This is a genomic window from bacterium (assembly GCA_021371935.1).
Classification (GTDB): domain Bacteria; phylum Armatimonadota; class UBA5829; order UBA5829; family UBA5829; genus UBA5829.
On record JAJFVF010000012.1, the window covers coordinates 218,247 to 239,249 of the forward strand.

Here is a 21,003-nt window from a genome sequence, read left to right on the forward strand (position 1 = left end):
AGGTGCACTGTGGAAAAAGACAGCCTGCAACTCAGACAAGAGATCATAAAAGCATGCCTTCATCTGTCCGAGATAGGCCAGTTCATAGGCACTTGGGGCAATATTTCCGTGAGAGTGGAGGAAGGCTTTGTTATTACTCCGTCCGCTGTTGATTACACAACTATGACCCCGGAAGATTTTGTCGTAGTCTCTATGGATGGCCAAAAAGTCAGTGGGCAGGCAGTGCCATCATCGGAGACGGAATTGCACAGACGGCTGCTGGCCATCAGGCCGGATTTGGGGGCATTTGTGCACACACATGCCCCCTACGCGACCTGCCTGGCATGCGCTCACAAGTCTCTGCCCGTGATAGTCGAAGACATGGCTCAGATAATCGGCGGTGAAGTTAGGTGCACCAGATATGCATCAGGAGGCAGAAGTAAAGATCTCTCGGAAGAGGCCTGTGCAGTGATTGGAGACGATTCATCTGCCGTGTTGCTGGCAAACCATGGCGCTGTTATAGGAGGCCGCACACTCGGCGAGGCTGTCACGGCATGCCGCATCCTGGAAAAGGCAGCATTTATATATATCAGCGCAGCCGCAATAGGTGGAGCACATCCTATACCGGAAGAATGCATCATCGAAGAGCGTAACAGACTTCTTTACAGATATGGCATAGAAGATGTAACGAACCTATCGCCAACTGAATAAAAAACAGGGAAAGCCATTGCAGACTATCCCTGTTATTTTTGCACTACATTTGTAATATTACTGTTAAAGAGCTGCAGCCGGTTCTCTGATCTCGAACTTGTAGCCCACACCCCAAATGGTCGTTATTCTGCATGGGCTTCCGTTGATCTCGATCTTCCTGCGAAGTCTCTTTATGTGCTGATCAACAGTCCTTTCGTCTCCGTAAAACTCCTGATATGCCCAGACTTGCTCCAAAAGCTGTTCACGGGTAAACACGCGGTTTCTGTTTGAGGCAAGATACCAGAGCAGGTCGAATTCTTTCGGAGTCAGATCAATGCGCTGCTCTCCGACTATAACTTCTCTTGAAATCCTGCTTACAGACAGTCCCGGCATATTCAGAACCTGTTGCTCATCGGGACTCGGCACATATGCGGCTCTTCTCAGCACTGCCTTCACACGAGCCAGCAACTCTCTCGGCGAGAACGGCTTGGTCACATAATCGTCCGCCCCTATCTCAAGACCAAGGACACGGTCAACTTCATCAACTCTTGCGCTGAGCATAATTAGGGGAACATTGCTCGTCTTTCGGATTTCCTTGCAGACGTCGAGCCCATCTATACCAGGAAGCATGAGGTCAAGAATCACGAGATCCGGTTTTTGGGTGCGGACCATGTCCATACCTTCACTGCCGTCGCCGGTGCAGATAACTTCATAGCCTGCCTTCTCGAAATAAAGGGTGATAAGTTCGCAAACATTCTCTTCGTCGTCTATCACCAGCACCCGGGGCTTACCGGCTCCGGTCTCATCCTTCTTGAGTACGTTTTCCATATCCTATGCTTACCTCGTTTATGTATTTGCCTTCCGGCGAAAACTCATCTTGGCTTAGTATAATCGCTTCTACCCGCCGTGTCAATAGTAAAACAAAAAATAAGCAAAAATAGTTATTCTCATCACACAATAGCGCCGACTATGGCATCAAAAACACTTCTGCGCTGTTTTCGGAACTCCATTCCACTATCATCAAGACAGACTCTATTGGTCAGCAAGATCACAAACAGCTCACAGGCCGGGTCGATTACCATCGCCGTACCCGTGAAACCGGAGTGACCAATGGCAAATTTAGACACAAACTCACCGCCGGGGAACATTTCATTGCCTTTCATAAACCATCCCACGCTCTGCATCCCAATTTTTTCGGGTACAGCATTTTGGAACATCAGTTTAAGAACAGCGTCCTCAAGTGGTATTTTTTTGCATAATTGCTCCCGAATTGTGATGTGCCGGCAAAATGTTGCCAGGTCCAAAATATTAGAAAAAAGCCCGGCGTTTCCTGCAACACCGCCCAATACAAAGGCATTATCATCGTGGACCTCGCCGACGAGCATTCGCGCCCTAGTCTTGGAGTGATCGGTTGCGCAGCACAAATATTTTGTAGGCGATGGGTTGAACAATGTGTTTGGCATGCCCATAGGCTGGAAAAGACGCCTCTTTACAAATTGGTCCATGCTTTCACCGCTCACCGCTTCGATAACTAGCCCGAGCATTATGTATCCCAAGCAGCTATATGTATAGGCAGTTCCAGGCTCGTGTTCAAGGTCAATTGCAAATAGCTCATCTATCGCCTGCTTGCGAGTATGAGCATTTGAATATAGAGCGCGCCATGACGGCAGACCCGATGTATGGGTGAGCAGATGGCGCAGTGTCACTTTCTCAAGATGAGGCAGATGCCTTTCGGGGAAAAATTCTGTGACGCACTGGTCGAGACTGACCAATCCGTCTTGATATAACGCAAGCACAGCCGGAGCGGTTGCAATAGGTTTTGTGAGGGACGCAAGATCGAAAAGCGTGTTTTCGTTTACCTCCGCGGTATGTGAGAAGTCTGTGTGTCCTGCACAGACCTGCATAATCACTTCATTTTTATATGATGCCAACACAGCACCGCCGGGATATAGCTGCTTATTGATTCCCTCTTCAAAAAGCTGCCGTGCCGCTGACAGTCTCTTGTCGTCAATCCCGGTCTCTGTTTTCATGCCATACCTCTTAGCCGCTTGACTACCCAATAGTCGACGGCATAGAATATTTTTGGGTCCATATGCACGGACTAAGTAAAACACGGTCATAAACTTGCATCAAGGCGCGTATTCTGAATATACGATATTTAGAGCGAAACGTGCAATTTACTTAGCGTAAATTGCTTAGTTGATATTATAAATGGTAGCGAAATATCAAACTATATGAAGCAACCAAGTGCAGACCTAATGCAAGCCAAATCTATAGCCAGCAAACACCTCTCTATGGATAGTGTGGGAATATTGTTTGCCTTAGCTATTACTATTATAGTATACTGCCCTTCGCTTTTTTCGTACTTCCAGGAGGATGATTGGGGACGCATTTTTACGATCTGCAAACCCGGATTCAACCCTTGGTCTTTCGGAAAATTGTATCCGCCGGATAATTGATATGAATATACGCGAAACATACGAACAACTGGAAAAAGAAATACTCTCTGCCGACGCAGTCTGCGCATCCAACTCCAAAGGCAGGCAGCGACCGGAGGCGCAGGACAGCGTCCGCACATGTTTCCAGCGCGACCGTGACAGGATCATTCACTGCAAATCGTTTCGCAGGCTCAAACACAAGACTCAGGTTTTCATCGACCCGGAAGAGGACCATTACCGCACACGTCTGACCCATACTCTTGAAGTCGCTCAGATCGCCCGCACGATCTCACGTGCTCTCCGCCTCAATGAAGACCTTACCGAAGCAATAGCTCTGGGCCATGACCTCGGCCATACTCCGTTTGGTCATGCCGGTGAATCGGCGCTTGACGAGGTAATACGAGAATTTGTCCCCGATGGCTCCTTCAGACATTCGCAGCAGAGCCTGAGAGTGGTTGATGTGCTTGAAAACAAAGGAGTTGGGCTTAATCTGACTTACGAGGTCAGGGACGGCATTTTGCATCACTCCAAAGGTAATGCGGACCTTGCTATCGACTCCCGCGGTCCATCCACTCTCGAAGGCAGGATCGTAAAGATAAGCGACCGAGTGGCATATGTGAACCACGACATTGACGATGCGATTCGCGCGGGCATTATCACCGAGGATGATCTGCCGGTGAGTTGTGTTGAAATACTCGGCAAAAATCACTCGGACAGAATCGGCGCAATGGTAAGTGATATTATCTTCTACTACGCCGGAAAAAGAACAATCGGGATGAGCGAACCGTTTAGAAAAGCCACCAATCGGCTTAAAGACTATCTCTTTCAGCATGTCTATGGCCGCGATGTGACCGGTATTGCCGAGCTAAAGCATGCCGGTGAAATGCTTAAAGAGCTTTTCCGGTTCTATATGGCCGACCCGGATCAGCTATATTCGATATACAGCGAGTCTTCCACATCAACCCAAAACACAAGAGAGCTTGCTCGACATGTCTGTGATTTCATCTCAGGTATGACCGACCGCTATGCACAAAAAGACCATATGCATAAATTCGGAAAGCAGCATTACAGGAAGATTACAGACGACTTACAAATTGCTTGACGCGGCAGTGCAGACGCTTGTAGAATAAATGGGCGGTGGTAACCTGTTTTTGCGGGTGCTTTACTGCAACCTAAACCTTGCCGTCGTTAATTCCATATTTTGCAGGTCTGTATGTCACTATATCTTGTAATAACGATCATTGCTGTTGCCCTCATTTTTGACTTCCTGAACGGTTTCCATGACGCGGCAAACTCGATTGCCACAGTTGTCGCGACAAAGGTGCTTTCACCATTTCAGGCAGTATTGTGGGCAGCTTTTTTTAACTTCGTGGCACCGCTCGTATTCGGTGTGCACGTTGCGGATACAGTCGGCAAAACCGTCAATGCAGCTATTTTCACACCCCACACAATGCTTATCATTGCCCTTGCGGGACTATGCGGGGCAGTTTTTTGGAATATCATAACCTGGTATTTCGGACTTCCAACCAGTTCTTCTCATGCTCTGATCGGCGGCCTTGCGGGCGCAGGCCTTACGGCCGCACACATCTTGACCGGATCGATGAAAAACGTATTGAACTGGGAGAAGATCGACACAATCGCCGCCTTTATCGTGCTCGCTCCAATGATCGGCATGGTAATCGGCTTTTTTGTCATGGTGATCGTTATGTGGCTGTTTCGCAGAACCTCGCCGAGAAGAGTGGACAATTTGTTCAGACATCTGCAGTTATTGTCCGCAGCCGCATACAGCATAGGCCATGGCACAAATGACGCTCAGAAAACAATGGGTGTTATTGCCATTGTGTTGCTCACAAGCGGCCATTTGCAGCCGACTGCAAACGGCATTATACCGGTACCAGTTGAGGTCAAACTGGCATGTGCGGCTGCAATTGCGTTGGGAACGATGTCCGGCGGTTGGAGAATTGTCAAGACCATGGGTTTGGGTATTACCAAACTCAAACCTGTAGGCGGTTTCTGCGCAGAAACCGCAGGAGCAATAACTATCATAGGCTCGACTATGGCAGGCATTCCCGTCAGCACAACGCACACTATCACCGGCGCCATTGTCGGAGTCGGTGCGACAAACAGACTGTCTGCTGTAAAATGGGGAGTGGCCAGCAGGATCGTGTGGGCATGGATTTTGACAATGCCGCTGTCTGCACTTATGGCGTCTGGCGTATATTTACTTATTCACCTTTGTCAATAAATCAAGAAATGGAGGCCGGATATGGGCCTGAGGATTATACCAAGAGAAGAGGCTTTTTTTGATCTGTTCAAGGCGCAGGCGGCAAATGTTGTCGAAGGAGCTGTGCTGCTAAAGGATCTGCTCGAAGACTATACGGATATCGATCAGAAGAGAATGAAGATAGAAAAGGCCGAAAGCTTTGGGGACGAGATAGCTCACAAGATCATCGAAAAGCTCAATATGACATTTATTACACCAATGGACCGCGAGGACATCCATGCGCTCAGTTCAGCGCTGGATGATATTCTGGACTTCATAAATGCGACCGCTCAGCGGCTGAACCTATATGGAGTGATCTCAATAAGCCCAGAGGCTATAGAGCTGGCCAATATAGTGCTGCGCGCAGCCGAGGAAACCCTTGCATTGACAGAGAGCATGAAAAACCTCAAGGATGTCAAAGGCATGAAAAGACGCTGGATAGAGGTCAATCGGCTCGAAAACGAAGGTGACAAAGTCAGCCGCAACGCCATCGCCGGCCTTTTCAAAAATGAGAAAGACCCCATCGAAGTAATCAAATGGAAGGAACTATACGAGCATCTGGAGACTGCCATCGATAAGTGCGAAGACGCAGCAAATATTGTCGAAGCCGTTGCTCTAAAGAATGCTTAAACAATATCGAGCGCTAATCCGGGTCAATTGCTTGTCGGCCATGCTCAAAGCCGGGGTCACCATGACTTTTATGTCCGTGCGGTGCGGAGATTGTAATTAGCGAAGTAATTGCGATTGTTATTATTAGCAGCACACACGCGAGCACTGGCTTTTGTTTGATATAACACCAGATACATCCGGCATTCAAAACTATGTGGAAGACAGCAGCAATTACCATTACGAGGGACATCAGTTCATGCACAGGCGTTAGTTGACGGATGTGTGCAAACATCATCAATAGGCCTGTAACGGCAGTAACCACGAAAGAGACAACTAATATCAGCGATACCACACTCTTCATCTGTGCCTCCCGGCTATTGTGATTGCGATTATTTTGAGGATAACAAAATTATGCCCCGAAGTCAGTGCTCGGGGCACACACTTTTTAGTTGTACTGGGTTCTACGCCGACACCGCGGAGACATTAGCCGCCTGCGGGCCTTTAGGGCCGTCGGCAATCTCGAACTCCACCTGCTGCCCTTCAAATAGGGTCTTCCGGCCATCCATATTAATAGCCGAATAGTGCACGAAGATGTCTTTGCCTTCTTCTGTAGCGATGAAGCCATACCCTTTAGCGTCGTTGAACCACTTTACGACACCAATTTGCAACCTACCACCCTCCTTCAGATAATTCCACACGGATTTACGCCAGTGAACGGATTATAGCACCGAAAACACCATTTGTAAACCCGCTCGGCAGCTATTTAGAAGCTGCACACGCTTTCTACTTCTGCATACGCCTGATTCTCTCCTCCATGAGCTGTTGCATTCGTTCCATTTCATTTTCCATTTGCTCCTGCATGCGCGACATTTTGTCCAGAAGGTCAAGAATTACTTCCACGCCTGCCAGGTTCACACCCATATCCTGAGTCAGACGTTGGATCTGTCTGAGCCGCTCAATATCGGCTTCGGAATACATGCGGTTCTTTCTGCCGAGTCTGGCAGGATGCACAAGCCCCAGACGCTCATACATACGCAGAGTCTGAGGATGCAACTCACAGAGTCTTGCTGCCACACCTATTAAGTATAACGGTTCATTTTTGTCAACACGTGGCATTGTGAACCCTCACTTTCATATCAGTTGATATGTATTAGGCACCAGGTAATGGAACCTTTATCCAATACACATCATCTGTTATCAACCGCCTTTGCGCAGTTTATGGATTTCCTCCAATAGTTCGCGTTCCTTTGCTGGTATATGCTCCGGGATATGAACTCTGACTTTCACATATTGGTTCCCGCGTCCGCCGTCTTTCATCTTTGGCATACCCTGACCGGGAAGCCGAAACGTTTTGCCGCCGGATGTGCCAGGAGGGATCTTCATAGTAACTCTTCCCGAGAGTGTTGGAACAGTGATCTCTCCGCCCAAAGCCGCTGTCACATAATCCACAGGAACCTCAATGCGCAGGTCATCGTCCGAACGTTCAAATGTTTGATGAGGACGAATTTTAATCTTTATAAATAAGTCTCCCTCGCCTGCGGGACCTTTTTCTCCCTGGCCTGCAAGTCTGATCTTTTGGCCGTTGCGAACGCCCTTTGGAATCGTCACTTCTATCTTGCGCCCATTGAGCGAAAATGGCTTTTTGGTCCCGGTGAAGGCATCTTCAAGAGATATCTCCATCTCAGATTCGATATCGCGTCCCTTTGCCGGGGGCGCATGGCGTTTTTTTGTCGATCCGCCTGCGCGTCTGCCTTCACCAAAAAGCATCTCAAAGAGATCGAAGCCGCCTTCACCACCAAAGTCTACACGCTGCCCCCTTTGATCGAAGCCACCGAAGTCAAACGTAAAGTCACCGCAGGGATACCCCGCCCCAGGACCGGGACCTGCCTGTCCGGCCTGCTCCCAATATTGGCCGAACTGGTCATATTTGGCGCGTTTGTCCTTATCGACAAGCACCTCATATGCCTCGCTGACTTCTTTGAACTTCTCCTCGGCAGATTTGTCGCCCGGGTTTACATCGGGATGATACTTTCGAGCCAGCTTACGGTAGGCCGATTTGATATCCTTCTCCGATGCGTTCCTGTCAACGCCCAGTATTTTATAATAATCTTTATAATTAGTGGCCATAGTATTGGTGTCGAATGTCGGGTTTCAGGTGCCAGGTAAGAGTATGTACTCCGACACCCGGCACCCGATACCTCTAACCTATTCAGCGTTTACTTTGATCTTCTTGGGTTTGGTCTCTTCGGCCTTAGGAATAATAATCTCAAGCAGACCGTCATGATAGCCGGCTTTTACCTTATTCGGCTGCACCGGCACTCCTATGCTGAACGACCTCTGGAATGGTCCATATGGGCGCTCGACCCGGATATATTCATCCTTGCTCGCCTCATCGAACTTGCGCTCGCCGCGAATAGTCAGAGACTCACCCGTAACTTCAATATCTATATCATCTCGGTTCATCCCCGGCAGTTCAGCGCGAACAACAAGGTCACTTTGAGTCTCTAAAATGTCTACTACCGGCGACCAGGTTCGGCTGGATGCGCTTTCGGCACGACCCGCCGACTCATTGAATATTCGATTGATTCTGTCTTGCAAAACACTGATATCCCTAAACGGATCCCATCTGCTTATCATCTGCTGCTCGCTCCTTTCGGGTGATGGGTGTCGGGTGCCAGGTGCCGGATAACGCACTCCGACACCCGATACCCGGCACCTGACACCTGTTATTCTGCTTTGAATTCGGCGTCAATTACGCCTTCGTCTTCTTCCTTTGGCGTTTCGGCTGCCGGTCCTTCAGGAGCCTGTCCTTCGGGAGCGCCCGCCTGAGCCTGTGAGGCCTGCTCATACAGCATCTGCGATAGCTTGTATGCCTGCTGCTGGAGCGCTTCGGAGGCGGTATTGATCCGCTCTGCATCATTCGATTCAACAGCCGATCTCAACTCACTGAGCGCATTTTCGACAGCCAGTTTATCTTCAGACGACACTTTGTCGCCAAGGTCTTTCAAGGTCTTCTCGGTGGAATAAAGCAGTTGCTCAGCCTTGTTCTTGGCTTCTGCGGCATCTCTGAGCTTGCGGTCCTCCTCGGCATGACCTTCGGCGTCTCTCATCATCTTATCGATATCGTCCTTGGAGAGTCTGGTCGAACCGCTGATAGTGATCGACTGCTGCTTGCCTGTCGCCTTATCCTGAGCCGAGACATTCACTATACCGTTCGCATCAATGTCGAAGGTGACCTCAATCTGAGGCACACCCCTCGGCGCAGGTGGAATACCTGCCAGGTGGAACCTGCCGAGGCTGTGGTTATACTGAGCCATCTCGCGCTCGCCCTGCAATACGTTGATCTCGACTTCGGTCTGGCCATCTGCAGCCGTAGTATATGTCTTGGACTTTCTGGTCGGGATGGTGGTGTTGCGCTCGATGAGCTTGTCCGTAATTCCGCCAAGTGTCTCCACACCCAATGTGAGCGGTGTAACATCCAGTAACACTACATCCTTGACCTCACCGCCCAACACACCGGCCTGAATCGCAGCGCCTACAGCCACGACCTCGTCCGGGTTAACGCCTCTGTGCGGCTCCTTGCCTCCGGCAAGTTTCTTGACCAACTCCTGCACCATAGGCATTCGAGTCGATCCACCAACCAGCACGATCTCGTTTATCTGACCCTCGCTGATCTTGGCATCTTCCATTGCCTTCTTATAAGGCCCGACACAGCGTTCCAGCAGGTCGCTGGTGAGTTCTTCGAACTTCGCACGGGTCAGGTTCATGTCAAGATGCTTGGGTCCCGATGCGTCCGCCGTAATATAAGGCAGGTTGATATTTGTCTGGACCACGGTGGAAAGCTCGATCTTTGCCTTTTCTGCAGCTTCTTTGACACGCTGCAGAGCCTGTTTATCATTTTTGAGATCGATTCCCTGCTGAGCCTTGAATTCGCTGCATACCCAATTGACGATCCGCTCGTCCCAGTCGTCACCGCCAAGCCGCGTATCGCCCGAAGTTGATTTGACCTCGAATACGCCCTCGCCTACTTCCAGGAGCGACACATCAAAAGTCCCGCCGCCGAGGTCCCATACAAGAATGGTCTCATTACCTTTCTTTTCCAGGCCGTATGCGAGTGATGCGGCAGTTGGCTCGTTTATAATCCTGAGAACCTTGAGACCGGCAATCTCGCCCGCCTGCTTTGTGGCTGTTCGCTGCATATCGTTAAAATATGCCGGGACGGTGATAACTGCCTGAGTCACCTGTTCACCCAGATAAGCCTCTGCATCCGCCTTGAGCTTCTGCAGGATCATAGCCGAAATCTCTTCAGGCGTGTAGCCCTTGCCGTCAATCGTAACCTTGTGATCGGTTCCCATCTCACGCTTGATAGATGAGATGGTGCGATCAGGGTTAAGGATCGCCTGACGCTTGGCTGTTACGCCCACCAGACGTTCGCCGGTCTTTGAAAAACCTACAACGGAAGGAGTCGTCCGGCTCCCCTCGGAATTGGGGATCACGACCGGTTCGCCGCCTTCCATTACTGCAACCACGCTGTTTGTGGTGCCTAAATCAATACCTACTGTTTTGGCCAATTGAGTTCACCTCCGCGGATAGTGGATACCCCTATTATATGCGTGCCCAAACAAGGCCGCTGTGGTATCATCGCCTGCTGTCATAATTATATGACTTGAGTGCGATACTGTCAAGTGTCTTATACCCATATTTTTGGGCTCTTCAACATTTATCTTGAGATTTTCTTCGTTTTTCTAGGCGGCCTGCGGATAGATTGTTTGCAAACCGATCATATGGGTGTTGGGTGATAGTTAGTTGATGTTGGAATCCCCTCGAATCATCTCACCGTAATAAAATTGACATGACTCATTATCACTACTATAATCCAGTCATCGCATGATGCGTATGGAGGCTGATATGAAAGCTCTCATCTTGAGTGGAGGTAAGGGTACAAGACTCCGACCGATCACATATACCGGCGCGAAACAGCTCGTGCCCGTCGCAAATAAACCAATACTCTTCTATACAATAGAAGCCGTAAAGGCTGCCGGTATTACTGATATCGGTATTGTTGTCGGCGACACGCATGAAGAGGTCGAGGCAGCCGTGGGCAATGGCGAGCGTTGGGATGTGAAGATCACATATATACAGCAGGATGCACCTCTGGGTCTTGCTCATGCAGTAAAGATTTCGCAGGATTTCATCCAAGACGACGCTTTTGTAATGTATCTGGGCGATAATCTAATCAAAGACGGCATCATATCGTTCGTAGACGAATATTGCGAATCGGATGCAAATGCGCAGATACTTCTGGCGCATGTGCCCAATCCCCAGTCATTCGGAGTAGCAGAACTTGAGGGAGGGCGTGTGGTACGCTTGATCGAAAAGCCAAAGCAGCCGCCTACTGACCTCGCTCTGGTAGGTGTCTACATGTTTGACGCGTCTATATTCGAGGCAGTAAACGCCATAAAGTCTTCTGCTCGCGGTGAACTTGAGATCACCGATGCCATTCAATATCTGGTCGATCACAGCTACAAGGTCAACAGCCACATAATAACCGGATGGTGGAAAGATACCGGCAAGCTCGAAGACATGCTCGAAGCCAACCGCATCATATTGGACGGTATCAAGCGGGATGTGCTGGGTGAAGTTGATGAAAATTCAGACGTTGCAGGCCGGGTAAAGATCGGCAAGGGCAGCAGGATAATCAACTCCTGTTTGCGCGGTCCCGCGATTATTGGCGAGGGATGCATCATTGAAAATGCATTTATAGGTCCGTATACGTCGATCAATGACCGCTGCAAGATCATCTCAAGTGAGGTCGAGCACAGTATAATTCTGGAAGACTCTCAGATATTGGGCATAGGCAGCCGCCTGGAAGACAGCCTGATAGGCAAAAACGTCAGGATCGACAAGGATCACAAAAAGCCGAAGGCATATCGCATGATGGTGGGCGATAACAGCACAGTTAGCGTGATATGACGGCTCCCTCTCCTGGGAGAAAGAGTTGGGGTGAGGGTACAACGTAACAATTATTACAAGATGCATAGTTATCGAGGAGAACTGATGATAGAAGGAGTAATAGTAAAGCAACTTAAGCGCCATGCAGATGAGCGCGGCTATCTTATGGAAATGCTGCGTGAAGACTGGCCGGAGTTCGGCAGGTTCGCACAGACATACATCAGCATGAACTATCCCGGCATTATCCGCGCATGGCACTATCACAAAAAACAGGATGACTATTGGGTTGTGCCTAAGGGCATGGTCAAAGCAGTTGTCTATGACGCTCGCAAAGATTCCCCCACGTACGGCGAGATCAATGAGTTCTTCATGGGCGACAATAACCCTATCCTGCTCAAGATACCCGTGGGCACGATGCACGGGTATAAGACTGTCGGGGTGGAACCGTCACTGCTAATCAACTTCCCGACCAATCTCTACAATCCCAAGGAGCCCGACGAGTATCGCGAGTCGTATGACAGCCCCAACATCCCTTACAACTGGGATATCAAGATTACGTAGGTTCTGAAAGGGATATTGTTGGACCACATCGACGAACTCATACAGAAACTCGGTGACCCAGATAATGACGTCCAGCTAAAAGCTGAATGCGCGCTTATACGCTCAGACAAAGCAGCTGTGGGGCGATTAATTGAGGCGACCAAGTATGCAAACCCGCAGATACGCTGGAGAGCTGCTTTCTCACTGGGTGAAATAGGTGACCAACGCGGATATCCTGCTGTGCTTGCGCTGCTTGATGATAAAGATATGCAAGTGCGAGCTGATGCTGTAGATGCGGCAGGCAAACTAGGCGGCGTAAATGCAATAGAGCCATTGTCAAAAGTTATAATGGACGCATCGAATGATTCTCATGTCGCAACGCATGCTGCTTGGGAGCTTATGTGGATGGGTGATGTGGCATTGCCTGCACTCTTGGATGTATGGCGATATGGAACACTTGAAGCACGCAAGGTTGTCGTTCAACCTTTAGGGGAGATAGGAAACCCGGCAGCAATTGAACCACTAGCGGAATACCTCAATGATGAGTCTCTTCGTTTCGATGTTGCTTCAGCACTTGGCAAACTGGGTGATATCCGTGCACTTGATGTCCTGATTGATTATTTGTGCGATCACCGGGAGGACTATTCAGAGGGAAGTGCTGAATGGGGGTTGATTGGCTTGGGCACGTTAGCAGTGGAACGCCTGGTTGAAGTGACGGTCAATGGTTCACCGGAAGCAAAAAAGGAAGCTATACATGCCTTGGGTGAGATCGGCGACGCCTCCGCAATTGACAGACTGACCGTGTTACTTGATGTGCCTGAGCTTGACTGTGCTGCTTTGATTGCACTAGGCAAATGTGGCGATAAGTGCGTATTGCCCAGGCTTCTAGAGATGGCGCGTGAAGCAGATGAAGATTGGGATGTAGAAGTTGCCAGTGCAATAGGCAAATTTGGAGATGAGGCCGTTGAGGAGCTATCGCGGGTTGCAAACCTCGGTGTTAAGTACTCAAGAGAGATGGCCGCATGTGCCCTCAGCAATATCGCATCTGAGAAATCAATAAGCGTTCTGGAGCACATGCTGACTGATCCAGATGATGATGTGCGCTATTGGGTTCTGGATTCAATTTGGGAAATAGGCTCGGGCAATCTGCCAATTTTCGGCCAGAGGTCTCTGGACCTGATAGAAACGCTTCTTGATGATGCTGACAATACAGTTCGCTGCCGCGCTGCATCCTGGAGCTGCAGCCTGCGCCAAGACCTTGCCCAGCCATTTAATCCAATAGCATGGTTTTTGGTGGGCAACTATTGATCAGACGTACAAATGGCAGAAAGCGAACAGCAAAGCAATCCTGAACTAGAAAATAGTATTCAGGCAGCCAGAACCATCAATCACATTCAACGCATGATAGCCATCAACTTTCAGCCGCACTTGTTTTTTTACAGTGTGGCTAACCCTGATTATGCGCTTTACGCATAATACGGGTCTCCGAGAGCATTATTCACGTTTCTCGTGAATAATGCAGGCTAAAACTTTTCATCGTTCAAGCCGATGAATATATTAGAAGATGGATAAGAGAAGACGTATTGAATATCTCATAGCTATGCTCCGGTGGCCTGTAATATTGCTCGGGCTTGCCGCTGTCAGCAATGCTTCGCTTCCACGGCAGGCCTTACTGCTGGGGTTTGTAGCTGCGTACAATTCCGCATTGATGTTCTGCGTCAAGGACCCTGAGCGTTTTGCAAAGTGCGGGAGAAAGCTGGCTATTGCATCCTTTGCACTGGATACCACTGTCATCACAATCACAGTTGCCGGTCCAAGTGATGGTATGGCATATTTACTGTATTGGTTTGTTCTTGTATGCACAGGATATGCCAGCAATCGCTTGGACAAGCTGATATTCGCAACCGGAATTGTAATGGCAGCTAATGTGATCGGCACGCTATTTGCAATCAACACTGCCGCAAGTATGGCATCCATTTTAACAACTGTGGCTGTGCGCTGTGGTGTATTGTTAATCGGAGCGCTGGTTGCAGCATTTATTTTCAAAACCAGGTCGCAGGACGATCTGGCATCTGAGAGAGGGTCATACCTGCATGCGATTATGGATTGTGGCGCTCGTTTGACCAGGTTTCGGAGTGTTAATGACCTTGCGCTCTACGTTCTTGAATCTGCCGTCACCGAGACAGATGCCGGAGGCGGCGAACTGCTTCTGCTAAACGAAGAGACCGGCCATCTGGAAACGGAAGCATTTTATTCTCCTGAAAAGAACCATGCCGCTCCACCAGAAGCACTGCTTCGCTCGTATGCCAACTGGGTTACCAACAGTGGTCGAGAATTTCTGGTCAAAAGCGGCGGGCGAACTTCAGAAGAGTCGGAAGTGGAAAGAGACGACCGCCCAGCCATTGCCGCACCCCTGCTTTGGCAATCATCAGGTTCGGATGAGGACAACAAGGTTCTGGGAGTACTTATGGTTTGGGGTCAGCCGGGTGAGGACTTCGGCGATGATGCGGTTGACATGTTGAGAATATTTTCTGTAATAGCGAGCGCTGCCATTGTAAATTTGCGATTGTACACCAATCTTCAGAAACAGTTCCTACGCACCCTCCAGAGTCTTGCAAACGGTTTGGAAGCCAGAGATGAATATACGCAAGGTCACTCTGAACGCGTGATGCAGGTTTCTTGCCTCATTGCTCAGGAGCTGCAGGTTCCGGCGGAGGCAATAGATTCTCTTAGAAATGCATCACTGCTGCACGATATAGGCAAGATCGGCGTGCCCGATGCGATTCTGCGCAAGGCCGGCAAGCTCACGGCTGAAGAATGGGAGACTATGCGTCGCCATCCAATCGTAAGCGAAGAAATCTGCCGCCCGCTGGGTCTATCACAGGATGTGCTATTTTTGATCAAACACCACCATGAGCGCCTCGACGGCAAAGGTTACCCTGGTGGGATCAATGCCCAGGACCAGCCTCTGCTGCAGAGGATTCTGGTTGTCTCCGACTCATTTGACGCAATGCGCTCGCGCAGACCCTACAGGGAGAGAATGCCTCAAGAAGAGCTTATGGGCGAACTCAACCGCAGCGCAGGCAGAACGCTCGACCCGACCGTAGTTGATGCGCTGCGGCACCTGATAGAGCGAGGAGACCTAGACTCTGTATATGAAGAGCACGACAGAATGATTGATGGAACGATGGCGCTGATGAAGGTAAAAAAGCAAAAAGCGGCTTGAACAGAATGCAAAGAAATAGCAGCCTTCTCTCAAAGGCTGCCTACAAAGAAGAAAGGAGAGGAGAACACTTACACTTATTTAGACGCAGTAAAGTGGCATAATGTTTTCATAAATCGAAAAAAAAGTTTATGCCCAATGCCTATTTTTTCCTCTCCTTTGAACTGACCAGCCTGGAAAATAATCCCAATGCCAGAAATGTGGGTGCCCAGTGCCCGACAAAAATTGCATCCTCTTTTCTCCTGGCAGTAAATAGCCCCAAAGAAAGCAATATCGATCCGATGCTAAGTCCAAAGAAAATCCTCGGCGAGACTCTCTCCGGCACAGACATAGCGGAATCAACCACTCTTCGCTGATCCATAATCTTCTCCGCTGCCTTGTGTGCCTTCAGCTTCGCTCTGTGTGCAGTGTCACTGACTCTTTCCTTTACGGAAGCTGCAGCGTTTGCCATATTGCGACCTCCAAATACGTCTCCATGATGTTTGTCTTTACCCGCTTCAAAGTACACAAAAACGAGAGTTTTGCGAGTGTGACAACCGGGCATTATGTGATTATGACATTATACAGACTGATTCTGACCATAAGCGCAGCACTAGCCCTTGCGCAGGCATCCTGGGCGATAATATTTGTCGACTCACGCGCAACAACGGGAACACAGGACGGTTCATCGTGGCAGAATGCATTTACGAGCATAACTGCTGCTCTGAGCTCCCTTGAATCCGGCGGAACACTCTGGGTGCGCGAGGGAGTCTATCGTGAAAGAATCGCTCTCAAAACATATCAGAATATATATGGCGGATTCCTTGGGTTCGAGACGTCGGCGGATCAAAGGATCGCGGGAGCATTCCCTACAATTATCGATGCCGAGAGTAAAGGGCGGGCAGTAGACATTAAAACCGGCGCATGGGTCACAATAGACGGCCTTACAATCCGTAATGGTCTGGCGGATTACGGCGGCGGAATTCGATGCAACATAAATGCAAATGTAAAGATCAGGAACTGCCACATCGAGGACTGCAGCGCGACTGCTCTGGGCGGAGGGGTATATCACGATAAGTATTCCTATGGTGAGATGACCGATTGTATAGTGACGCGATGCAATGCATCCAGCGGCGGAGGGCTTGTGGTGGAGTATCACTCATACCCTGTTCATAAGCGCTGCGTGATAACACGAAATAGTGCTGTGATCAGCGGCGGCGGCCTATATTGCCCATTTCACTCTGAGGCACGAATGGAAAACTGCACGTTTGCGTTCAACAATGCCGGTATGAACGGCGGCGCGGCCTATACATATCGAGGCGGACCGGTCGCATTCGATCACGATATAATCGCATTCAACTCCGCCTCGGATACCGGTGGCGTCTACGGAGATGGCGGTAGTTCTACAACCACATTCACCTGCTGCGACTTTTATGCAAATGATAATGGAGATTGTGGGGGAGCGATAGGCTCGATATCAACCTACTCCGGCAATATGTTTGTTGATCCACTTTTGCTGATGCCTGAACACGATGAGTGCTGCCTTTCACTCGGCTCGCCATGCGATGGAATAGGCGCATATCCGATTGAAACGGCATACCCGATCAGCAAAATTGGACATGTCAAAATTCTTCCAACCGGCACGGCAGTGAAGCTATCGGGCAAGGTGATAAGCTGCACGAACGGCACTAATATATGGATCGAAGAGATCGACCGTTCAGCGACCATCGGCGTGCAGGGAGTCTCAGACTGCAGTCCGGGTGATGTGATTTCAAGCCTGATCGGCACTATATCAGTCGATGACAATGAAAAACGCTATATATCGGTATCATCATGGGAGAAATTGGAGGGTGCAGGTTATGACCTGGTGCCGTACGGAACCCGTATCTCATGGCTTGACAGTGCTGTTGGCACATATATGAAGACCTGGGGGCGCATGATCAAAACGGATAACGATGGGTTTCAACTGAGCGACGGAGAAAACAGTATTGATGTGCTGTGGTCGGGGATGGAGATTCGGCCGCACAGCTATGTCGTAGTGACGGGTGGATACATTGGCTATGGGCAATTTCAGGCATACAATGTCCAAATCGTCCGATAAGACAGCGTTGTTCCTAAGCTGGATATTCAGCATTTCCTTTTGCATTGGCGTCCTGTTGATTTGCACGGATCCATTATTTGCATGGCCGACCTCACTCAACCTCATCCCGATTGCCGATACCATCCCCTCCGGTGGAGCCAATCTCGGCTTCGCGACAACAGTCACATATCCATCATCAGGCAGCGATACAGAAAACCTTGTTGAGACTGAATTTGGAATAGGCGGGCAGTTTGAGTTTGGATTCGACCCGGTAGTGGGTGCCGGCGCATCAGTTCTCGTAAACGGCAAATACCGCTTTCACGATGAATCGCGCTTCACGCCTGCCATTGCAATCGGCATGCAAAACGTCGCAACCGATACCTCCAGCATGCCGTTTATAACTGCCCGCAAGACGCTTAGTTTCGCACGGGTCCACTTCGGTACTATCGTGACAGGCGGCACGTTTCGCCTGATGCTGGGTATTGACAAGCACTTTGGTCGTCAATTTACAATCCAAAGCGACTATATGTCAGGCTCAGGAAACTGGGCAACTCTTGGCTTTGTGGCGGGTGCACCGACCGGCTGGAGCTTGAATGCCGCATGGCTCATCGGCAACTCAGACTCCAGCGGCAGCGGATACACTATCGATCTTGAATGGGGCGGTGGGCTGTGGTAAACATTCCTAACCCGGATAATGCGCGCTAAGCCTTTCCAAGACCCAGCTTGCTTGCCGTAAGCAGGAGTTTTACATAGTCGATCCTGCCGGTGATTTTTGCGACCTCGACACGCTTTACCGATTTATCATCCACCACGATTGTGCGTGTTCTGAAACCGTAAATATTCTGGATATCTTTCTGCGTGTAAAGAGCGACTGTTCCGACCTTGGGAGCGTTTTGCCAAAAGACCCTGGTCCATTCGCCGCCCGGAATGTTCTTTGTATAGAACCCGATGATATCTTTTTCGGTCACTTTCTGGTCCGCAATATCGAGCTGGACGAACTCGATCTGTTTGACGTCTTTTATTATGTCGGCAATGTCATTCATGTCGATCTTGTCCAGCGTCGAGCTGAGCTTACCTGAGAGCATAGGCAGCATAGCCTTGGCCATCGGCAGAATGTCCTCATTGCTCATATTGACTTCCATAGCTGTCTCCGACCCTGGATAGACCGGCAGGTCCATAGGCAATTTCTCGCCCTGGGCAAAGCAGGATGTGCCCGTCAAAGCAGCTAATATGACTAGAGCGGTCTTGATTTTCATATTTTTCCTCTTGAAAACAAAACTATGATATTACATGTAGTATATTATCAGGCGGTATTGCCTTTTCGCAAGAATCCGCATTACTTCTATTTCTGCTGAAACCTTCTGGTCTCGATCACGACCCTAGTCCTTCGGTCGGCAGTCTTGGGCAGAACCTGAACCACGTCGTCGATGGCATCGCTTGGACCACTTATCTGGACACCATCATCACAGACATAAGTTGTCTTGCGAGCCGTGCGTTCAGCCCAGGCCCGGTCGGGCGTAAACGTGGTTTCGGTGAGACCCTTATCCAGGAGTCTGCCGATATACTCTTCGCGCTGCCTGTCATCTTTGATTGCTTCGGCTGCAATGGCCTCCACGTCCATTTCCTCGGTTTGAGCAAGAGTCCGCACTGCGTTGCGAAGCTGTGCCGCTTCTTGCTCCTCAAGCGCCTCTTCATTCTGGGCAATCCATTTTTCGGTTTCTTTTACCACAAGCTGGGTCATTTCACGCGGTGTCGCGACTTCAGATGCATCAAGAAACGCTTCCAGCCACATCTGAGCAGTCTCCGGATCCTCATCTTTTGACGCCGGTTGGTTGCGCATTATGATATCGTAGCGGGTCTCATCATCGTATGGCCGAACAATAGCGTATCTAAGGAGCTGCCGACTCGGGTCCGGCAGAATCTGAAGCTGCTCGAAATCCCCTCCTCCACGTTTTACGAATGCCTTAACCGGGTCCATTTTAAGCAGCGCCAGATAGCGATCCTCAGTATCGAGATCGGTAAAGAGTGCAACGGCAAGGAAAGCCTGCACCTGGGAGGACTTTTCCATTTGATGACCAAACCACATTCCAATCACTTTGCACTGTTCGACGAACGTTTCTGGAGCCTCGACAATGTGAGCGGCGCATGCCGAGACGGTGGTCTCTGAGCTGTTGAATTTGGCCGTTTTTGCGCTCGATGATTTGACGCAGTTGCGTATATGCTCCTCAAAAAAGTGCCGCAAGCCCTCGGAGAGTGTTTCCTCCTTCTCGGCGATATCCGGCTCTTCGGAGAGATTGTTTATACCGTGAATGACAAGGCGATTGAGTTCAATCGCTTCGATAGATTGCATTAAATGTACCTCCAGTTATTGACCAATACCTCTTCCACGGGCATAGAGCATTTCCCTTGCAGGATTGAGCGAAGTTGTGAATAAGTAGGAGATATGGAAAATTGGCAGCCATCGACACTATCATGGTCATTTTCCCGCAAGACGCATTTCGACTCCTGCCGCCGCCATTATTTCTTCCACAGGTTCTGGGGATAGGACCCCAAGGCCAGATGGCGTCTGTTTGAGATGCGCAATCTCACCACTCTGACTATGCCTGGAGGGGAAAGCGTTGCCTTTTTCGCTGTGTAACTCTTACTTTTCCCAAACCGCTCCCATCCTCATATCCTCGTGAAGTCATAACCCTTGGCGACCGCCTAAAGAAGAAGCGTCTTGACCTTAATCTTCATATAAAGGAGGTTGCATTAATGCTTGGTGTAGACTTACATACTATTTCACGATGGGAAAATAATGAGGCATGGCCATTACCACAATCTGTTACTAAAATATGTGAGTTTCTTGGTGATGTTCCTTCTGAAGAAATATCAAAGTTGAGTTTGGGAGAGCGAATATTCAAGTATCGCAAGGCTCGCAATTTAACCTTGCGGCAGTTAGCGAAACAGCTAGATGTAACCGCAACGACAGTCAGTTGTTGGGAGCGAAACAAAAACAAGCCCAGAAAGAATCAACGAAAAAGCTCAGGCAAATAATGGCCTAGTGTTTCTCGGGATGCATTGACAGAAAGCATCTGAGCAGGAAGCAGACAGTCAATAAGGTGGACCCCATTGTTCACCTTATTGTATAACCAAAGCCGTCAGACTAAGTCCTGCCTACTGCACTTTACTAGTCCAGGCTGGTGTCGACTTTGGGTTTCCTCGAAATCAAGTTCCTTTTCAGTGCTAAAAGCACGGACCGTTCTGCAGT

23 protein-coding genes are annotated in these 21,003 nt (G+C 49.5%); 12 read left to right on the top strand and 11 right to left on the bottom strand.

Annotated features, from left to right (window positions below):
- The first annotated feature begins 9 nt into the window (after window positions 1-9).
- Window positions 10-690 carry a class II aldolase/adducin family protein gene (locus tag LLG46_09660; GenBank protein ID MCE5323564.1) on the top strand — a complete coding sequence of 227 codons (681 nt, stop codon included), beginning with the start codon at window positions 10-12 and terminating at the stop codon, window positions 688-690.
- A gap of 63 nt (window positions 691-753) precedes the next feature.
- Here the strand turns inward: LLG46_09660 and LLG46_09665 are convergent, their stop codons facing one another.
- Together LLG46_09665 and LLG46_09670 are read right to left on the bottom strand one after the other, a co-directional pair.
- The gene (locus LLG46_09665) at window positions 754-1,497 is read right to left on the bottom strand and encodes a response regulator transcription factor (GenBank protein ID MCE5323565.1); all 744 of its coding nucleotides are present in this window, start codon (window positions 1,495-1,497) and stop codon (window positions 754-756) included.
- A 122-nt stretch (window positions 1,498-1,619) separates the two neighbouring features.
- Complete coding sequence (locus LLG46_09670) at window positions 1,620-2,699, bottom strand: beta-lactamase family protein (protein MCE5323566.1); 1,080 nt, start codon at window positions 2,697-2,699, stop codon at window positions 1,620-1,622.
- Window positions 2,700-3,129: 430 nt separating this feature from the next.
- Between LLG46_09670 and LLG46_09675 the strand changes: the two genes are divergently transcribed.
- The 3 genes from LLG46_09675 to LLG46_09685 all read left to right on the top strand — a co-directional run bounded on the left by LLG46_09675 (window position 3,130) and on the right by LLG46_09685 (window position 6,000).
- The gene (locus tag LLG46_09675) at window positions 3,130-4,209 is read left to right on the top strand and encodes a deoxyguanosinetriphosphate triphosphohydrolase (protein MCE5323567.1); all 1,080 of its coding nucleotides are present in this window, start codon (window positions 3,130-3,132) and stop codon (window positions 4,207-4,209) included.
- 111 nt (window positions 4,210-4,320) lie between these two features.
- Window positions 4,321-5,352 carry an inorganic phosphate transporter gene (locus LLG46_09680; protein ID MCE5323568.1) on the top strand — a complete coding sequence of 344 codons (1,032 nt, stop codon included), beginning with the start codon at window positions 4,321-4,323 and terminating at the stop codon, window positions 5,350-5,352.
- 21 nt (window positions 5,353-5,373) lie between these two features.
- Complete coding sequence (locus tag LLG46_09685; GenBank protein ID MCE5323569.1) at window positions 5,374-6,000, top strand: DUF47 family protein; 627 nt, start codon at window positions 5,374-5,376, stop codon at window positions 5,998-6,000.
- Between the two features lie 13 nt (window positions 6,001-6,013).
- Here LLG46_09685 and LLG46_09690 read toward each other — a convergent pair whose 3' ends face one another.
- From LLG46_09690 to dnaK, 6 genes are all read right to left on the bottom strand, one after another.
- A complete protein-coding gene (locus LLG46_09690; protein ID MCE5323570.1) occupies window positions 6,014-6,340 on the bottom strand; it encodes a DUF4405 domain-containing protein in 327 nt (108 codons plus the stop codon).
- Window positions 6,341-6,440: 100 nt separating this feature from the next.
- The gene (locus tag LLG46_09695) at window positions 6,441-6,647 is read right to left on the bottom strand and encodes a cold shock domain-containing protein (protein MCE5323571.1); all 207 of its coding nucleotides are present in this window, start codon (window positions 6,645-6,647) and stop codon (window positions 6,441-6,443) included.
- Window positions 6,648-6,762: 115 nt separating this feature from the next.
- Window positions 6,763-7,095 carry a MerR family transcriptional regulator gene (locus tag LLG46_09700; protein MCE5323572.1) on the bottom strand — a complete coding sequence of 111 codons (333 nt, stop codon included), beginning with the start codon at window positions 7,093-7,095 and terminating at the stop codon, window positions 6,763-6,765.
- Between the two features lie 81 nt (window positions 7,096-7,176).
- The gene (locus tag LLG46_09705) at window positions 7,177-8,106 is read right to left on the bottom strand and encodes a DnaJ domain-containing protein (GenBank protein ID MCE5323573.1); all 930 of its coding nucleotides are present in this window, start codon (window positions 8,104-8,106) and stop codon (window positions 7,177-7,179) included.
- A 78-nt stretch (window positions 8,107-8,184) separates the two neighbouring features.
- Window positions 8,185-8,616 carry an Hsp20/alpha crystallin family protein gene (locus LLG46_09710; GenBank protein ID MCE5323574.1) on the bottom strand — a complete coding sequence of 144 codons (432 nt, stop codon included), beginning with the start codon at window positions 8,614-8,616 and terminating at the stop codon, window positions 8,185-8,187.
- Window positions 8,617-8,705: 89 nt separating this feature from the next.
- Window positions 8,706-10,550, bottom strand: a complete 1,845-nt coding sequence (gene dnaK, locus LLG46_09715) for a molecular chaperone DnaK (protein MCE5323575.1) — start codon at window positions 10,548-10,550, stop codon at window positions 8,706-8,708.
- A 337-nt stretch (window positions 10,551-10,887) separates the two neighbouring features.
- On the opposite strand from dnaK, the gene LLG46_09720 reads away from it, so the two are divergent.
- The 5 genes from LLG46_09720 to LLG46_09740 all read left to right on the top strand — a co-directional run bounded on the left by LLG46_09720 (window position 10,888) and on the right by LLG46_09740 (window position 15,697).
- Complete coding sequence (locus tag LLG46_09720) at window positions 10,888-11,952, top strand: glucose-1-phosphate thymidylyltransferase (protein MCE5323576.1); 1,065 nt, start codon at window positions 10,888-10,890, stop codon at window positions 11,950-11,952.
- A gap of 84 nt (window positions 11,953-12,036) precedes the next feature.
- Window positions 12,037-12,492, top strand: coding sequence for a dTDP-4-dehydrorhamnose 3,5-epimerase family protein (locus LLG46_09725; protein MCE5323577.1), 456 nt, complete (start codon window positions 12,037-12,039; stop codon window positions 12,490-12,492).
- An 18-nt stretch (window positions 12,493-12,510) separates the two neighbouring features.
- The gene (locus LLG46_09730; protein ID MCE5323578.1) at window positions 12,511-13,779 is read left to right on the top strand and encodes a HEAT repeat domain-containing protein; all 1,269 of its coding nucleotides are present in this window, start codon (window positions 12,511-12,513) and stop codon (window positions 13,777-13,779) included.
- Window positions 13,780-13,791: 12 nt separating this feature from the next.
- Window positions 13,792-13,947, top strand: a complete 156-nt coding sequence (locus LLG46_09735; GenBank protein MCE5323579.1) for a hypothetical protein — start codon at window positions 13,792-13,794, stop codon at window positions 13,945-13,947.
- A gap of 88 nt (window positions 13,948-14,035) precedes the next feature.
- Entirely contained in the window at window positions 14,036-15,697 is a 1,662-nt protein-coding gene (locus tag LLG46_09740; protein ID MCE5323580.1) for an HD domain-containing protein, read from the top strand.
- Window positions 15,698-15,836: 139 nt separating this feature from the next.
- On the opposite strand, the gene LLG46_09745 is transcribed toward LLG46_09740, so the two are convergent.
- A complete protein-coding gene (locus LLG46_09745) occupies window positions 15,837-16,145 on the bottom strand; it encodes a hypothetical protein (GenBank protein ID MCE5323581.1) in 309 nt (102 codons plus the stop codon).
- A 102-nt stretch (window positions 16,146-16,247) separates the two neighbouring features.
- On the opposite strand from LLG46_09745, the gene LLG46_09750 reads away from it, so the two are divergent.
- Window positions 16,248-17,774 (top strand): right-handed parallel beta-helix repeat-containing protein, encoded by a 1,527-nt coding sequence (locus tag LLG46_09750; GenBank protein MCE5323582.1) that lies wholly within the window; start codon window positions 16,248-16,250, stop codon window positions 17,772-17,774.
- A complete protein-coding gene (locus tag LLG46_09755) occupies window positions 17,755-18,429 on the top strand; it encodes a hypothetical protein (protein MCE5323583.1) in 675 nt (224 codons plus the stop codon). Before LLG46_09750 ends, LLG46_09755 begins: the two co-directional genes overlap by 20 nt.
- A 25-nt stretch (window positions 18,430-18,454) precedes the next feature.
- Here the strand turns inward: LLG46_09755 and LLG46_09760 are convergent, their stop codons facing one another.
- Both LLG46_09760 and LLG46_09765 read right to left on the bottom strand, forming a co-directional pair.
- Window positions 18,455-19,009 carry a hypothetical protein gene (locus tag LLG46_09760; GenBank protein ID MCE5323584.1) on the bottom strand — a complete coding sequence of 185 codons (555 nt, stop codon included), beginning with the start codon at window positions 19,007-19,009 and terminating at the stop codon, window positions 18,455-18,457.
- 86 nt (window positions 19,010-19,095) lie between these two features.
- On the bottom strand, window positions 19,096-20,103 hold the full coding sequence (locus LLG46_09765; GenBank protein ID MCE5323585.1) for a nucleoid-associated protein: 1,008 nt from the start codon (window positions 20,101-20,103) through the stop codon (window positions 19,096-19,098).
- Window positions 20,104-20,438: 335 nt separating this feature from the next.
- Between LLG46_09765 and LLG46_09770 the strand changes: the two genes are divergently transcribed.
- Entirely contained in the window at window positions 20,439-20,789 is a 351-nt protein-coding gene (locus tag LLG46_09770) for a helix-turn-helix domain-containing protein (protein ID MCE5323586.1), read from the top strand.
- Window positions 20,790-21,003: the final 214 nt, after the last annotated feature.

Excerpts from the sequence above, each read along its gene's own strand:
- LLG46_09665 (MCE5323565.1), bottom strand. The coding sequence starts at position 1,497 with ATGGAAAACGTACTCAAGAAGGATGAGACCGGAGCCGGTAAGCCCCGG.
- LLG46_09670 (MCE5323566.1), bottom strand. The coding sequence starts at position 2,699 with ATGAAAACAGAGACCGGGATTGACGACAAGAGACTGTCAGCGGCACGG.
- LLG46_09675 (MCE5323567.1), top strand. The coding sequence starts at position 3,130 with ATGAATATACGCGAAACATACGAACAACTGGAAAAAGAAATACTCTCT.
- LLG46_09680 (MCE5323568.1), top strand. The coding sequence starts at position 4,321 with ATGTCACTATATCTTGTAATAACGATCATTGCTGTTGCCCTCATTTTT.
- LLG46_09685 (MCE5323569.1), top strand. The coding sequence starts at position 5,374 with ATGGGCCTGAGGATTATACCAAGAGAAGAGGCTTTTTTTGATCTGTTC.
- LLG46_09690 (MCE5323570.1), bottom strand. The coding sequence starts at position 6,340 with ATGAAGAGTGTGGTATCGCTGATATTAGTTGTCTCTTTCGTGGTTACT.
- LLG46_09700 (MCE5323572.1), bottom strand. The coding sequence starts at position 7,095 with ATGCCACGTGTTGACAAAAATGAACCGTTATACTTAATAGGTGTGGCA.
- LLG46_09705 (MCE5323573.1), bottom strand. The coding sequence starts at position 8,106 with ATGGCCACTAATTATAAAGATTATTATAAAATACTGGGCGTTGACAGG.
- LLG46_09710 (MCE5323574.1), bottom strand. The coding sequence starts at position 8,616 with ATGATAAGCAGATGGGATCCGTTTAGGGATATCAGTGTTTTGCAAGAC.
- LLG46_09720 (MCE5323576.1), top strand. The coding sequence starts at position 10,888 with ATGAAAGCTCTCATCTTGAGTGGAGGTAAGGGTACAAGACTCCGACCG.
- LLG46_09725 (MCE5323577.1), top strand. The coding sequence starts at position 12,037 with ATGATAGAAGGAGTAATAGTAAAGCAACTTAAGCGCCATGCAGATGAG.
- LLG46_09735 (MCE5323579.1), top strand. The coding sequence starts at position 13,792 with ATGGCAGAAAGCGAACAGCAAAGCAATCCTGAACTAGAAAATAGTATT.
- LLG46_09740 (MCE5323580.1), top strand. The coding sequence starts at position 14,036 with ATGGATAAGAGAAGACGTATTGAATATCTCATAGCTATGCTCCGGTGG.
- LLG46_09745 (MCE5323581.1), bottom strand. The coding sequence starts at position 16,145 with ATGGCAAACGCTGCAGCTTCCGTAAAGGAAAGAGTCAGTGACACTGCA.
- LLG46_09750 (MCE5323582.1), top strand. The coding sequence starts at position 16,248 with ATGACATTATACAGACTGATTCTGACCATAAGCGCAGCACTAGCCCTT.
- LLG46_09755 (MCE5323583.1), top strand. The coding sequence starts at position 17,755 with ATGTCCAAATCGTCCGATAAGACAGCGTTGTTCCTAAGCTGGATATTC.
- LLG46_09760 (MCE5323584.1), bottom strand. The coding sequence starts at position 19,009 with ATGAAAATCAAGACCGCTCTAGTCATATTAGCTGCTTTGACGGGCACA.
- LLG46_09765 (MCE5323585.1), bottom strand. The coding sequence starts at position 20,103 with ATGCAATCTATCGAAGCGATTGAACTCAATCGCCTTGTCATTCACGGT.